We start from the raw sequence: 15,667 nt of genomic DNA on the forward strand, positions 1-15,667 counted from the left end.
CTATAGCCACAGCCCAAATTCCCCTCTCGGGAGGGGCAGGGGTGGGTTGAATACAACTTAATTTTTCTGTTGAAAAACTATAAGCCGGAGCCTCAGCAAGTTCGAAACATTTCGGGTTAGGGCATGTTATAGCTTTAACTACACCATAAACATTCCGAATAGCATACATAACATGACAACCGAAAATACATCAAACGTAATTAAAGCAACACACCTCGAAAAAGCCCTGAACTATACCGAATACGTAGCTCTGACCGAGCAATTGCTGGCTGAGAACAAAACGACCGGCACTAACCACGCGGATGACCTGGTAGAATATAACCGCATGAACCTGCACCGTATGCGCCGCGGCGAAAAATCGGCAGTGTTGACAGATGAGCTGCTTGAAACACTGCAGAAAGTAGAGCGCAGAATGGTGTGGGTCGTAATAACCGAAGCCTGGTGTGGCGATGCAGCCCAGAACCTGCCGGGCATTATGAAGATGGCAGAAGCGAGCCCGCTGATAGACCTGAAGCTGTTGCTGCGCGACGAGAACCTGGATGTGATGGACGCTTACCTGACAAATGGTGGTCGTTCTATTCCTAAACTGGTTGCCCTGGATGCAGAAACCCTGGAAGAACTGGGAACCTGGGGACCACGTCCGGAACCGGCGCAACAACTGGTGCTGGATGCCAAAGCGCAGAACATGGATTTTAAAGAAATGGCTGAAAAACTGCACGGCTGGTATGGCAAAGACCGCAGCCGCACCCTGCAACAGGAGTTTATGCCAATACTTAATGCCTGGTCTACCGCAGCAGAAACTATAACAGAGAACAGTTAATACAGCAGAACTATAAAAGGCGACACGCAGGTGTCGCCTTTTATAGTTTATACCCAATGCCGCAAGTTTAACGGCAGCACAACGTGTGGCGGGCTATGGCAGCCAGTTTGTAACTGGCGAAACTATAGTCCGGAACACGCCTGTTATAAACTGGCACCTTGCAAGCCGCAAGTTACCGCTGCGCTCTAACTTGTGGCATGTGTAGTCGGCTTGTATATCTATAGTCTGCAACTTAGAGCTTATAGGTTTGGTGCTTTTAACCTCACGTAGTTTATCTTATCGCCAATCTTCAGCTGGTGCACTACATCCATGCCCTCCACTACTTTCGCGAAAATAGTATAGCGGCCATCCAGGTGCGGAGCCGGAGAGTGCGTTATAAACCATTGGTTGCTTTCGGTGTCTTTTCCTGCTGAGGCCATCCCAACAAACCCTTCGCGGTAATGCAAGGGCGCAAACTCAGACCGGATAGAATATTCAGAGCTTCCCCAGCCATCGCCACGCTTATCGCCGCCCTGCGCTACAAAGTTCGGAACTACTCTATGGAAGAATAAGCCATCAAAAAAGTTCTTTTTTGTAAGCTCTACAAAATTAGCCACAGAGCCCGGTGCATCTTCTACAAAGAGCTCCAGCACAATCAATCCTTTCTCAGTTTGCAGCTCTACCTGCTGGTTGGTTGGTATGGTGGCTACCAGTGCCCAGTCTATCGGGTGTGTGAACGGGTTTGCAGGTGTTACGCTTTCTTTGTTGTTCAGGAAATCTATTGTTCGTTGCAGCTCAATATTGGTTTCCATGTCGCGGGGCAGTTGCAGTTTTTGCTGTGCCTGCGCCAGGAAACTATAGTCGTTATAGTAGCTGCGAAGGTTTAATTTCGGATCGCGGATAGCGCCGGCGCCCATGCCAACCAGTGCCACATCTCCTGAGCCAACAGCTTTCTTAAAGATCGCCGCAAAATCGGCCTCCATCGCTTTCGGAAAATCAGGTTGCGTGCGCATCAGCAGCAGGGCATCCATGCCGGTGGTAGCAATTACCGGCTCTTTTGCTGCAAACATGGCATTGGCAATGTAGGTATAGTTGTTGTAGTTCCCGGATAAAGCTTTTAAGAACTGGGCTTTGTCGTAAGGATTCGTGGCATTTTGGAAGTAGGTTTTGTATCGTTCACTCAGGAAATCACGCGCCGGGCTGTTTTTCAGAATTACCCAGATTACGTTAGCGCGCACGCGGGCATCCTGTAATTTGGGAAGCACCTGCTGCAGGTCGGTAACATTAACACCCTGCGGGTTAGCCTGCAAAAATTCCGATGTAGCTACGGCTGTATTTATATTCTTATCCTGTAGCCCGGCAAGTAAAGCTGTTTTTATTTCGTCGTATTCTAACCCGGTCATAGAGCGGATGGCGCTTAAACGCACACGGTAATCAGGGTCGCTTTGCGCGATTCCGGATAAAAACCGGCCTTTATCTATAGCTCTTACTTTACCCAATGCCTGTGCAGCTGCCATGCGTACTTCTGCCTCAGGGTCAGATGTAGCAGTGGTAATTAATTGCTGCCGATATGGGGTAAGGTCTGCTTTTGGGGAACGGGCAAGAAAATGAGCAGCGCCCAACCTGGCTTCAAACGGATTTTTTTCGGCTAATAATTCTGCGCCCAAGGCCAGGCTTTTCGGAGAAAACTGCTGACGGGAACCGGCACGGTACAAACCCCAGGCTTGTCCGGCCATTGCTTCCGGGGTGCGTGGGTTAAAGTTTGCCAGAAAATCAACACCAACAGGTGTGGCTATTTTACCAAGCGCTTCCAGCATTTCGGCCTGCACCTGCGGACGCGTTTCGTGCTCTATCTGGTGTAAGAGTGCATTTTCTGATTTTTTATGCCCGATCTGGCCAATAGCATATGCCGCTGCCGACCGAACTATAGTTGATGTATCTGTTAACAGGCTAAGCAGTTGCGGAATGGCCAGTGTATCCTGCACAGAGGCAAAAGCCAGGGCCGCTTCCTGGCGGTAGGTGTGTTTGCCATGTTGCAGAAAGGGGAGCAGGTCCGCTGTTCTGCGCTCGTCCTGCAACGTGTAAATCTGTTGTAATTGCGGATCAGTAAATTTATTTAATCCGGCTGGTTGTTCCTGGCTTTGCTGTGGCAAGTACTGGCAGGCACTAAGCAAAAGCAGGCCAAAACCGAGCGTATGTATCTTTTTCATGTTAATCCTGGTTGGGTGCCTGAATATACTAAAATCAACTGAAATGCATTTGCTTCTGTGCCGTAGCTGTAATTTCTGTTGGCAGTAATATAAAATTTTGCTAAATTGAGTCTGGACAAGTATCGGAATATGCAAAATATCAACATCAGGCTATTTGAGGGAGCTTATACCGGCAACCTGAAAGCTGAACAGCGCACCAATCTGCTGGCAGCTTTTTTGTTGCTGCTGCAGATAGGCCTGTTGCTGTACCTGGTGCTTACCAAAGGCTTTTCCTATAGTTTTGTGGGTATTTATTTGCTGCACCTGCTGGTTTTTCCGTTCCTGGTTGCCCGCATCTGGCTCGACCTGCACCCGGAGTACCGCCGCCATCTTACGCTTACCGGCCAGGGCGTTCGTTACCGCAAGGGTTTCCGGAAACAGGAGCATGATTTTGACTGGGAAGAAGTGGACGAAGTATACCTTAGCATTGCGGAAGTTGTATTTGTACTTAAAAATGAGGAACGCCACCTTGTGCGGTTCAACATGCTGCATAGTAATACGGCGCTTCATCGGGCAAGGCAGACTATACAGAACATTGTGCAGCAAAAAGGCATTCCCCTAACTGTAAGCTAAAAAGCATGTTTATCTCTCTCTACTCCCGCAACCAGCTTAAAACACTGAAACGAAATATTTTAATGTTAGGATTGTTTCTGGCCGTAGGCGGTATAGTCGCGCTGGTTCGGGAACTGCATACTGAAGAAATTTACCGGTTAGAGTTCCTCTTTGCTGCTGTTTCCCTTGTCATATCAGGTGGACTAGCAATAGCCATAGGACTGGGCTTTATTCAGTTAAAGGAAATGTACTTTTCGATGAACCCGACACGGCTAAGTTTCCGGCATGCCTTTTTAGGCAGGGAACATGTGTTGTACTGGAGCCAGTTAAGTGCCATTCGCGTAGCAGATTCCAGCATCGAGTTTAAGCTTGAAAACAACAGAAAGGTAACTCTTCAGCTATCTGCCATTCCGGATAAACGAACAGCCCGCCACATAAAAGCAAGTATAAACCTGGCAGCCCTGGAGCAGAATGTTGTGGTAAACGGTGTGCTGGCCCGCCCGAAGGGAGCTATTGCTTAAATCGGATTACCATTAATATTCTTCTTCTGTCATCCTATGCGTTAGCTGAGTTCTATAGTTTCTATTTGTCATTTCAACATCAGGAGGAATCCGAGTTCCATAGTTTCTATTTTGTCATTTCGAACAAAGAGAGAAATCTGAGTGCTATAGTTGACTGCTCTACAATCCGAATCAAGCCTTTTCTTTCATAGCCTTCTTCAATCCTGGGAGCTCTACTCACCGATCGTTTCAATCTAGCTTTGGTGCCCTCACGGCCGGGAGGCCCCGTCTTCGGGTATCGCGCTGCTGCTTTCTTGCTACCCTCGCTCTGCTCGTGTTGCCTGGCGGCACCGCAACAAATCAAAGGCGCTCAACCCAAAGACTGTGATCAGTTCGATAGTTACTTTTGTAAAAGTTTGAAAGGCTATAGTTGCATCGCTTTATCGTGGTGATAATTCCGTAGGGACAGGTCGCGACCTGTCCGATCTTGGTCTATAACTATAAGACTACAAGTCAAACTATAACTATAGCAGAAAATTCCCCTCTTGGGAGGGGCAGGGGTGGGTTAAAACGCCAACTATAGAACTATAACCTAAACTATAGCGACAGCTCGAAAGCTCCTTCCCCTGTTGTTAGGGGAAGGCTGGGAAGGGGTAAAACGCCAACTATAGAACTATAACTCCATCTAAAGCAGTAGCCCAATCCCAGAAATCCTTTAAATCTCACTTAATCCCGGTTCAGACTATTCTGTCCTTTCAGGCCAGTTGAGTCAAGGAGACTCAACGCCATAGTTAGTCACGAGTCCGGATATTCGCGCCAGCAGCATGAACAACAGAACTGGAACCAGTAGAAAACTCCCATCAACCATAGCTAATTCACCTACATCATTTTTTATGGTTTGGTAGTTTCCTAAACTATACTTTGCCAACTTGCGGCCGATTTAGTGCAACAAATGGAAAAGCAGGAAACGCGGGTGTACGGACTTCAGTTTGGGCTACTTTGCCTGAGCTCCTTCCTGTTTTTTGCCAGTTTTAACATGATCATCCCCGAGCTGCCCGATTACCTTACCAGCCTGGGCGGCGAAGATTACAAAGGCCTTATCATTTCCCTTTTTACGCTCACTGCCGGTTTGTCCAGGCCGTTTAGTGGTCAGCTTGCCGATAAAATAGGACGCATACCTGTAATGGTTGTAGGTGGGGCCGTGTGTATCGTTTGTGGTTTTCTTTATCCAATTACCGGCTCTGTGGCGGCTTTCCTGCTGCTACGTTTCGTGCATGGTTTTTCTACCGGTTTTACGCCTACCGGCACAGCTGCCTACGTAGCCGATATTATACCCATCAACCGTAGGGGAGAGGCCACTGGTTTACTTGGTTTGTGCGGAAGCCTGGGTATGGCGGCAGGTCCGGCACTTGGCGGTACTATAGCCAACCACTTCTCCCTCGATACCATGTTCTATACTTCGTCAGTGGCTGCTTTTTTGTCGGTGGCGGTGGTGGTGCGCATGAAGGAAACCGTTGATGATAAGCAGCGCTTCCGGATGGGGCTATTGCGTATCTCCCGGAGCGAGCTTTTTGAGCCGCGGGTAATTGCGCCATCGGTTGTTCTGTTCTTTACGGTGTTTTCGTTTGGTACCATACTTACAGTGATCCCCGATTTCAGCGAGTTCCTGGGTATAAAGAACAAAGGACTTTTCTTTATGAGCTTTACGCTTTCTTCGCTGGCCATCCGGTTTGTGGCAGGGCGTGTATCGGACAAATATGGGCGGGTAAGTGTGCTGCGGGTAAGTACATTTGTGCTGATGCTGGCGATGGTTGCCGTGGGGTTCTCCTCCAATCTAACAGAGCTTATGCTGGCCGGCGTACTTTTCGGAATCGGGCAGGGCATGAACTCACCAACCGTTTTTGCCTGGACTATTGACCTTAGCCACGAAGCACACCGCGGAAGGGCAATGGCGACGATGTACATTGCCATGGAGGCTGGTATTGGTATCGGTGCACTTTCATCCGGGTGGCTTTATAACAATAATCCTGAAAACTTCCGGCTTGTATTCTGGACAGGTGCTGCCGTGGTATTGGTTTCCCTTCTTTACCTGCTTTTTTTTATTAAATCCCCTTCACGAAAATATTAAGCCTGTTAAAGCAATTGTAATTACTGTTTACCAAAATCGGTTAAAATAAGCTGAGGTTTAGGAAGCAAAATCGTACTAATAATATACTTTTTCCAATAAATAGGATTTATAGTATATGTGCTGCAAAAGCAGGTGTTATACTTTCAAAAAGTGATCCTTTCGCCTATAATTTGGCAGGCAGCACACTGTTTCTTCACTTCCCCGGCGCACTGTGTTTACAGTGAGATGTACTGCTTAATCTCTGCAACAAACTTAAAAACAGAACGATGATGAAGGGAATGAATGGAAAACTACTTACTCTATTATGTGCAGCGACGTTAATTTTTTACGGCTGCGAAAAAGAAGAAGATCCGCTGGTAAATGCCAGGAACGGAAATCAGGTGATCGGTGAAGAGTGCGATATGATCAGCTTTGAGGGACAGACCGGTTACAGAACTTCGGTGGAATCGGATGGTGGCCGCACCATACACGTGGCCGGTATTGCCCGCGACGAGAACGACGAGCCGGTGGACCAGAACCGCGCCATGATCTTCGACTCTGAGAACTGGACCGGCGATGACGACGACCTGGCCACCAAGGACTGGGGCAACGTGCTCATTGTGCAGCAACTGGGCGACGAAAGCGAGCCCAACGATAACCAGTGGGGCGCCGAGATGCGGATCGGGTTCCTGGAGCCGGTTACCCTGACTTCGATGCGGGTGCTGGACATTGATGAAAACGAGCATGATTCGTGGGCCTTTGTGTACGTGCAGGGCGAAGATGAACCACGAAGAATTTACCTGGAGCCGCATGGCGACAACGTGGGCTTTACTGTCGACTTTGGTAACATCCAGGAAGTGATCAAGCTGGTGATCTGGATCGATGGGGATGGAGCTTACGGATCAGGTGCCATTGACAATATTAAGTTCTGCGTTCCTATATATGGAGGTGAACCAGCAGAACAGCCAAACTGCGATATGATCAGCTTTGAAGGCCAGACCGGTTACAGAACTTCGGTAGAGTCAGATGGTGGCCGCACCATACATGTGGCCGGTATTGCCCGCGACGAGAACGACGAGCCGGTGGACCAGAACCGCGCCATGATCTTCGACTCTGAGAACTGGACCGGCGATGACGACGACCTGGCCACCAAGGACTGGGGCAACGTGCTCATTGTGCAGCAACTGGGCGACGAAAGCGAGCCCAACGATAACCAGTGGGGCGCCGAGATGCGGATCGGGTTCCTGGAGCCGGTTACCCTGACTTCGATGCGGGTGCTGGACATTGATGAAAACGAGCATGATTCGTGGGCCTTTGTGTACGTGCAGGGCGAAGATGAACCACGAAGAATTTACCTGGAGCCGCATGGCGACAACGTGGGCTTTACTGTCGACTTTGGTAACATCCAGGAAGTGATCAAGCTGGTGATCTGGATCGATGGGGATGGAGCTTACGGATCAGGTGCCATTGACAATATTAAGTTCTGTGTGCAATAATTAAACTGAAGAGTAAGAAGGAAAAGGGAAGCGAAGGCTTCCCTTTTTTATTTTGCCCTCCTGTAAACTATAGCTAACCAGCCGAGCTCTGAAATTTTATGAAATATTTTTTATAACATGAGGTAAACCAGGTAGCCAGCAGGCAAGCCCCCGAAATGCCCCAGGAGTAATTTAAAGCCATGTTGTAACATCCATTAATGTAATAATGAAAAAATAGCCATATGTATATGAAGTAAAAATGTAGCTGCTATTCTAAAAACAGGCCAACCTTTTTGTCATAACTGCCCGTACAAGGGTGAAATGTTTTTTGCCAAAGGGACATTAAAATATACAATTCTGATGATATAGGCCTGGCTATAGTTGGGCTCCTCCGGCAACTACATTATTTAAAATTTACCCTTTACAAAAATAGTTGCGACATGAAAACAATCTTCTACAAAACCCTCGCCCTTTCACTTGCCAGTTTTTTAGTTGCTTCCTGCGCCCAGGAAACAGAAGCTGAAGTAAAACCATTAACTACCACAGATACTAAGAAATTCGGCACTATACCAGGCACTACCATCATTGATTTCTCTGAATCCAATGGGTATATCGACGAAATTAAAGTAAAGAAGGACAGCTATACCACGCTGCCTGTTAAGATAAAAGCTACTAGCTTTACCTCCGGCAGAACTGCGCCGGAAAACGCGGCATTGGTTTACGATACCACAAAACCTGATAAAAAGAACGCAGGGTACATTGCTGTAAACCGCGGTCCGTTTCAGCTAGGTAATATACTGACTGTTGGCGAAGACCGTGGCAGTAACTCAACTATAAACGACAAAGGCGGCAGTATAGAAATGGACTTCTCCAGTTTTGGGAGCGTAGTAATGCGTGGTCTTTACATCGCTGATATCGAAGAACATGAAAGCGGATCAACCTTAGAACTGCTTGATGCTGCCGGTACCGTTATTTATTCAATGGTTTTACCTGTAACAGGTGCCTACACATTTCAGCCGCTGGTGCTCGGACCGGGCGTAGCGGGCGTAACAAAACTGCGCGTTACGTTTAAATCTACTAACGGACGTGGCGGCTCAGGTGCTATAGATGTAGTGCAGTTCTGCCCTGGCACCGTTTGCTACAGATAACTAAACTATAAGCAGAAGTCTCTGCTACCTTATTTAACCCGTAATATAACTAAGCTTATATTACGGGTTTTTTATTTTTGATCCTGCCTGGCCCGCTTCTATATTTTATCCAAATTCTATCTGCCGGAAATTGTTGTTTATTATATGTTAATAGGTTTATGTATAAACATAGCAGGATTGTAAACTATATCGAAAACTATAGTTTTTAGTATCAGTATGTAGTGAATAATTGTACTTTTCATGTCTGTGTAAGGCAGGCGTAAATTAACACTTCAAACCTAAATTTATATACTATGAAAAAAACTTTATTAAAGACCGGACTACTGAGCCTGGCAACATTAGCATTTATGGGATGCGAATCTCAAAACGGGATCGAAGAAATAAACCCTACAACCTCCCAGGCTATAGTTGCCGGTACTTGTGATGTAATTGATTTTGAAAATGCGCCTGTAGGAGAATTTATTACCGGGGTAAGTTCAGCAAATGGTGTTGCTGTGATGGTACATAATAAAGCCCGTAACGCAAGCGGCGAAATGCTGAGTGATAACAGGGCCATGATCTACGATACCAGGAAGATAACCGGCGACGATGAAGACCTGTACACACCAGAATGGGGCAACACACTGATCATCCAGGAAATTGGTGTTAATCCGGTAGATGATCCGAATGTATATGGCGATGGCCCGAATGATAACCAGTGGGGCGGTGAGATGATGCTGACCTTCCCGAAACTGATGACACTGGAATCTATGAAAGTGCTTGACATAGACACCTATGAAGACAACTCGTGGGTATACCTTTACAACGAAAGCGGAGAAGAACTTTACAAGGTAAAACTGTTGCCACTGGGCAATAGCAGCAAGCAAACAGTTGATCTGAAGAAAACCGCAGGTGTGAAAACCCTGAAAGTAGTATTGGCCGGAACACAGAGTTATTCAGGCTCAGGTGCTATAGATGATATCATGTTCTGTGAAACAGCTGTAACACCGCCAACTGATGAAGTAACCGGTTGCACCCGTACACAAGGCTACTGGAAAAACCATGCAGATCCTAAGAAGAAGCAATACAACAACGCCTGGGACGCTTACCTTGGAAAAATGTTCTATAACAGTGGCCAGGATTACCTGACCGTACTGGAAACAGCTCCGAAAGGTGGAGACGCATATTATATACTGGCGCACCAGTTTATAGCTGCCGAACTTAACGTAGTTTCAGGGGCATCTATACCAGCTGAAGTGAAAACTGCCTGGGATGCTGCGAAAGCTTACTTTAAAGGAGAAACCAAGCCAACCAGAAGTGAGCTTTTAGCGTGGGCAGAATTACTGGATGACTATAACAACGGTAAAGTTGGTCCGGGCCACTGCGACTAACCCGTAACTATATATTACATCAACTATAACTATAGAAAGGAGCTCAAACATTGGGCTCCTTTTTTTGTTTTGAAATGCACAAACCGGTTTACATTGCCGTACATAGTTTATGGATAAGGGTTTTTTAGCACAGCTGTACGAAGACCATACGCATACCCGTCACCTGGTTCCGGCCTCCGCTACCTGCCATTTTGCCGAAGCTATCATACAATTACTGTTTCCGCCACTTTCTGAAAAGCGCTATGCTTCTCTTTCTGATTTTGAAGAACATACCCAACTGTTGCAGCAATGCCTGGAACGGATATTGGACGGAATGCAGAGTGCGTTAGCGGAGTCGCCTGCCGTGCTCGCAACTGCCGTAATGAATGAGCTGCCACAGATACACAGCATGTTGTTGGGCGACGCAGAAGCTATTACACACGGCGACCCTGCAGCCCAGAGTATGGAAGAAGTGATCCGGACCTACCCGGGTTTTAAAGCGGTTGCACTTTATAGATTAGCACATGCCATGTACCGGTTAGGTATCCCATTATTGCCCCGTGTTATCTCAGAATTTGCGCATGGCCGCACCGGCATCGATATTCACCCCGGAGCAACTATAGGGGCGTACTTCTGCATCGATCACGGCACAGGCGTTGTAATAGGCGAGACAACTATAATCGGTAACTATGTGAAGGTGTATCAGGGTGTAACGCTTGGGGCTATCAGTGTAGAGAAAAGTATGGCCAATATAAAGCGCCATCCAACTATAGAAGACCATGTCGTGATCTATGCCGGCGCAACTATACTGGGCGGAAATACTGTAATAGGTACACGCAGTATTATCGGCGGTAATGTGTGGCTTACGGAAAGTGTTCCGCCTTATTCACGCGTTTATCATCATCCGCAAATAAAAGTACGCAAAGCACCCGAACCGGAAAACGTGCTCAATTTTTCTATTTAATCATATAACTATGAAAGCTACCACTATACTTGACACAATAGGGCGTACACCACATGTGCGCGTCAATAAATTATTCGGCGATAAGGCAGAGGTCTGGATGAAACTGGAGCGCAGCAACCCGGGCGGGAGCATAAAGGACCGCATCGCGCTTGCCATGATTGAAGATGCCGAGCAGAAAGGTATACTGAAAGAAGGAAGTGTTATAGTTGAGCCAACGTCGGGAAACACGGGCGTAGGGCTGGCCATGGTAGCAGCTGTAAAAGGCTACCAGTTGATACTGGTTATGCCGGAATCGATGTCGGTGGAGCGCCGCAGACTGATGACTGCGTATGGGGCCAGGCTTGAACTTACTCCCCGGGAGCAGGGAATGAAAGGTGCTATTGAACGGGCCAAAGAGATATTAACCGAACACGAAAGTTCCTGGATGCCGATGCAGTTTGAGAACGAAGCCAATACCCAGGTGCACATCGAAACCACAGCTGAAGAGATTTTACAGGATTTCCCGGAGGGGTTTGACTACCTGATAACCGGCGTTGGAACTGGCGGGCATATTACCGGAGTGGCGCGGGTTCTGAAAGCCCGAAATCCTGATATAAAAGTTTTTGCAGTTGAACCTGCTGCCTCGGCAGTACTGAGCGGTGGACAGCCAGGACCACACCCGATACAGGGAGTGGGAGCAGGGTTTATACCTGCCATTATGGATACTACGCTGCTGGATGGCACTATACAAGTAGAAGCGAATGATGCCTTCGATTATGCCCGCAGGGCAGCCCGTGAAGAAGGTATCTTTGTAGGTGTGTCGTCGGGGGCATCGCTGGCAGCTGTTGCGCAAAAGTTAAAGGAAATACCCGAAGGTGCCCGCGTGCTTACTTTCTGTTACGACACCGGCGAACGATATCTTTCTGTGGAAGGACTTTTTGTTTAAGGATCAAACTATAGTTAAAAAGGATAAGCCACGGTGGTTGCAGTAGCTTTTATTATTTATGATTGGTACAAAAATAAAAAAAGGCAACTATAAACTATAGTTGCCTTTGGTGGAGAATATCGGAGTCGAACCGATGACCTCTTGCATGCCATGCAAGCGCTCTAGCCAGCTGAGCTAATCCCCCTTATGGTGCTACAAAAATAGACTAAATTTTGATATTCTGAAATTCATATCGATTATTTATACAGGTTTTTATTAAAACAAAAAGGGGAAGCTACTGCTTCCCCTTTTTGTTTTATATAGTCCGATGCTTATTTACCTCCGAAGATGTAACGTACACCAAACTGACCTCTCCAACGAGAAGTGAAATCCTGTACGAAGTAAGGCTTGCCATCTGTTAAACCTTTACCTGTATAAGTGAAAGCAGGAGTAGTAGTACCAGCAGTGCTCTTCTCTACGTCTAACAACTGGTAAGCATTGAAGCTAGCGCCATACTGACGACCCCAATCCTTGTTGATCAGGTTACCAACGTTCATTACGTCGAAAGTGAACTGAAGTCTGTGAGAGTTCTCATCAGTTGTGTTCAGCTTAATTTCGTGCATTAAGCGCAGGTCTACCTGGTTAGACCAAGGTAATCTGTCGCCGTTACGCTCTGCATACTGGCCTCTTCTCTCTCTTAAGTATTCGTTGCTCTCGATGTAAGCATTGAAAGCAGCCCACTGTGCATCTTTAGAAGCTTGATCACCAGTAAAGTTGATTTCGCTCTTATCGCGCGGGATGTATACAAGGTCGTTAGTAGTACCGTTGTCGCCGTTTACATCACCGTTATAGATGTAAGAAAGCGGAACACCAGACTGACCGTTATAGAAACCAGAGATTGTAGTTGCTGAACCGTTTTCGTAGTTCAGTGTGTAGCTAAGAGCAGCAATTACACGTGAACGAACATCGTTATCAGCCCATGCAGCTCTTACATCATTCAGACCGTAAACCTGGTTAACGTTGATCCAGTTAGAACGTGCCTGGCTGGAGTTACCTGGGTTAGCATCCTGAGCTCTTGAGTAAGTGTAAGCTACTGAACCATACAGGTTAGAAGAGAAAGACTTCTGTAACTGACCTGTAACGCTGTAAGAGTAACCCTGATCTGTATTTGTTAAATAGATAATGTCGTTGAAATTAGCATCATCCTTTTTAAAGATAGGGCGTGAGTCACCTTTACCTTCAAGCTTACCATTTTCTTTCAGGTTTAGGTTCTGATAGTAAATGTTGTTCATTGTCTTAGAGTAAATACCTTCTAAAGTAGCGATAACGTTACCTGGAAGTCTCTGGTCAATAGCAGCGTTTGCTCTGAACAACTGAGGGAATTTGAAGTCAGGGTCAGTGATGTTGATTTCTGATACTCTTTCGTTCAGGCCAAGTGAACCTGAAGTAGGCTGCGTATCCGGGTTAGGGTTGAAACGCAGTGTTGGTATATTTGAACCTCTCTGGCTAACGCTACCAAGTACTGTACCAGTGTTTGTGTACTGGTTAGAGATCCATACGAATGGTGCTCTACCGGTGAATATACCTAAACCACCACGTACCTGTGTGTTACCATCATCAAATACATCCCAGTTTACACCAACTCTTGGAGATACCATAAGCTGAGCACCCGGAGTTTTGTTTGTAGCTAAGCCACGGCTGGCAAACTTAGTGTTGAACGCCTGGTTAACTGCTGGCTCATCGTTGAAAGTCGGGATATCTAAACGAACACCACCTGTTACTTTCAGGTTTGGCATTACAGCGTATTCATCCTGAACATAGAAACCTAACTGGTAAGCAGTAAAGTCAGATCCTTGCTGACGGTTGTCAGTAAGAGAGTACGTTCTGTCGAACTGGTAAGGTGCCACTTCAGCAGCTGTACCAACTTTCTCCCAGTCTTCGATGGACTTATACTGGTAAGCACCAAACTCCTGACGAATGAACAGGTTGTAAGTTTTGTAGAACTCGTTGTGTGTACCAACAGTAATTGTGTGGTTACCTAAGAACCAGTTGAAGTTATCTGTAATAGTAAGAACATCCTGGTCTAACTGGTTACGAACAGAGAATGCCTCGCTACCTAATGTTACTCTTCTACCACCAGACAGGTCTAACTGTACAGTTGGGAAAGGGTTGCCATTGTATGTTCTTTTATCTCTTACAGTTGTGTAACCAACTACAAATTCGTTAGCGAAAGTACCACCGAAGTTGCTGTTTAATTGTGCTACTGTAGAGTTAGTTGTGCTTGGGAAGAACACAGCGTTGTTTGAGAAACGAACTGTGTTAGGGTTTCTGGAAAGGTCCAGGTCCTCGCCATATACATAGCTATGACGTAGTGTTAACTGGTGGTTGTTTGTGATGTTCCAGTCTAAACGGGCAAAGAATTTTTCACTGTTTGTCTCTTCAGTCTGAGCGCCGAAGCTGCCTGCATCATAACCTAAGCGTTTTGCAACTGCAGCAATTCTGTTAAGTTCATCTAGAGTGAAGTTTGATGTAGATGTACCTGGTTCAAATAAAAGCGGCTGGTTTTTCTTTGTTACTTCACCGTTTACGAAGAAGAACAGTTTGTCTTTTAATAAAGCGCCACCCAGTCTTGCACCTACCTGGTAATCTGTGTACTCTGGATACTCAGCTCTTGCTGCATCGTTGCTCTTACCTACAAGGCTCTCGTTGTTACCGAAGTAATAAGCTGAACCCTCGAAGTTGTTAGAGCCACTTCTTGTGATAGCGTTGATACCACCACCTGTAAAACCACTCTGACGAACGTCGAATGGAGCTACTACTACCTGGATAGCTTCAATAGCATCCAGAGAGATAGGCTGTACACCAGACTGGCCACCGTTCGTACCGTTTGAAGACAAACCGAATACGTCGTTGTTTACAGTACCGTCGATAGAGAAGTTGTTGTACTTGTTGCTCTGACCTGCGAAAGACGTACCTGCACCAGCTGTAGAAGCCTGTGGAGTAAGACGCGTGAAGTCATTTAAGCTTCTTGAAATAGTAGGTAAGGCCTCAATCTGCTCAGTAGAAACGCTGGTAGCAGCGCCGGTTCTGTCAGAGTTGATAACTTTATCCTGTGTTGCAACTACTTCAACCTCACCAAGGTCGGTAGAGCTCTGGTTTAAGATCAGGTCAAGACGGTAGTTCTGACCTAATGTTAACGTAATGTTCTCTACGAGTTGCTCCTGATAACCTACATAAGAGGTTTTAACGGTGTAAGGACCACCAACACGCATGTTCTGAATGTTATAACGCCCCTCAGAGTTTGCAGGCGCTACATACTGGGTATTTGTTGGCTGATGGACAACAATTACCGTTGCTCCTGGCAGTGCCGTTCCACTATGGTCTTTTACCACACCGTTCATCGCGGCGGTGGTTGTACCCTGCCCAAAACTGGACTGAACTGACAATACCAATGCTAAAAGAAAGCATAAAGTACTATAAATGTTTTTCATAAAATGGGTTGATTGATTTTGGCGCAAAGTTAACTTCTTAAAGACGATAAATCCTAACAGAAATATTAACTTAATATTAAAAAAAACTATTGTTGGCGAGCCAGCCCGTTCAATGCATATTCAGGCGGT

Annotated in this window: 11 protein-coding genes and 1 tRNA gene; 9 read left to right on the plus strand and 3 right to left on the minus strand. The window is 46.5% G+C overall.

Features of this window, described 5'->3' with window-relative positions; genetic code table 11:
• Positions 1 to 172 precede the first annotated feature (172 nt).
• Complete coding sequence (locus GSQ66_RS18280) at positions 173 to 820, plus strand: thioredoxin family protein (RefSeq protein ID WP_162428780.1); 648 nt, start codon at positions 173 to 175, stop codon at positions 818 to 820.
• Between the two features lie 239 nt (positions 821 to 1,059).
• Here GSQ66_RS18280 and GSQ66_RS18285 read toward each other — a convergent pair whose 3' ends face one another.
• The gene (locus GSQ66_RS18285; RefSeq protein ID WP_162428781.1) at positions 1,060 to 3,009 is read right to left on the minus strand and encodes a peptidylprolyl isomerase; all 1,950 of its coding nucleotides are present in this window, start codon (positions 3,007 to 3,009) and stop codon (positions 1,060 to 1,062) included.
• Between the two features lie 129 nt (positions 3,010 to 3,138).
• On the opposite strand from GSQ66_RS18285, the gene GSQ66_RS18290 reads away from it, so the two are divergent.
• From GSQ66_RS18290 to cysK, 8 genes are all read left to right on the plus strand, one after another.
• Positions 3,139 to 3,621: a hypothetical protein gene (locus tag GSQ66_RS18290; RefSeq protein ID WP_162428782.1), complete on the plus strand. Its 483-nt coding sequence runs from the start codon at positions 3,139 to 3,141 to the stop codon at positions 3,619 to 3,621.
• A 5-nt stretch (positions 3,622 to 3,626) separates the two neighbouring features.
• Positions 3,627 to 4,121 (plus strand): hypothetical protein, encoded by a 495-nt coding sequence (locus tag GSQ66_RS18295; protein WP_162428783.1) that lies wholly within the window; start codon positions 3,627 to 3,629, stop codon positions 4,119 to 4,121.
• 931 nt (positions 4,122 to 5,052) lie between these two features.
• Positions 5,053 to 6,228 carry an MFS transporter gene (locus GSQ66_RS18300; RefSeq protein WP_162428784.1) on the plus strand — a complete coding sequence of 392 codons (1,176 nt, stop codon included), beginning with the start codon at positions 5,053 to 5,055 and terminating at the stop codon, positions 6,226 to 6,228.
• 266 nt (positions 6,229 to 6,494) lie between these two features.
• A complete protein-coding gene (locus GSQ66_RS18305) occupies positions 6,495 to 7,703 on the plus strand; it encodes a hypothetical protein (protein ID WP_162428785.1) in 1,209 nt (402 codons plus the stop codon).
• A 419-nt stretch (positions 7,704 to 8,122) separates the two neighbouring features.
• Positions 8,123 to 8,830: a hypothetical protein gene (locus GSQ66_RS18310; protein WP_162428786.1), complete on the plus strand. Its 708-nt coding sequence runs from the start codon at positions 8,123 to 8,125 to the stop codon at positions 8,828 to 8,830.
• Between the two features lie 293 nt (positions 8,831 to 9,123).
• Positions 9,124 to 10,200, plus strand: coding sequence for a hypothetical protein (locus tag GSQ66_RS18315; protein ID WP_162428787.1), 1,077 nt, complete (start codon positions 9,124 to 9,126; stop codon positions 10,198 to 10,200).
• 109 nt (positions 10,201 to 10,309) lie between these two features.
• On the plus strand, positions 10,310 to 11,143 hold the full coding sequence (gene epsC / locus GSQ66_RS18320; protein ID WP_162428788.1) for a serine O-acetyltransferase EpsC: 834 nt from the start codon (positions 10,310 to 10,312) through the stop codon (positions 11,141 to 11,143).
• A 10-nt stretch (positions 11,144 to 11,153) separates the two neighbouring features.
• Positions 11,154 to 12,068: a cysteine synthase A gene (gene cysK, locus GSQ66_RS18325; protein ID WP_162428789.1), complete on the plus strand. Its 915-nt coding sequence runs from the start codon at positions 11,154 to 11,156 to the stop codon at positions 12,066 to 12,068.
• 107 nt (positions 12,069 to 12,175) lie between these two features.
• Here the strand turns inward: cysK and GSQ66_RS18330 are convergent.
• Positions 12,176 to 12,252, minus strand: a tRNA-Ala gene (locus tag GSQ66_RS18330).
• Between the two features lie 127 nt (positions 12,253 to 12,379).
• The gene (locus tag GSQ66_RS18335) at positions 12,380 to 15,538 is read right to left on the minus strand and encodes a TonB-dependent receptor (protein ID WP_162428790.1); all 3,159 of its coding nucleotides are present in this window, start codon (positions 15,536 to 15,538) and stop codon (positions 12,380 to 12,382) included.
• Positions 15,539 to 15,667 lie beyond the last annotated feature (129 nt).

The sequence above is a fragment of the Pontibacter pudoricolor genome, assembly GCF_010092985.1.
Taxonomy (GTDB): domain Bacteria; phylum Bacteroidota; class Bacteroidia; order Cytophagales; family Hymenobacteraceae; genus Pontibacter; species Pontibacter pudoricolor.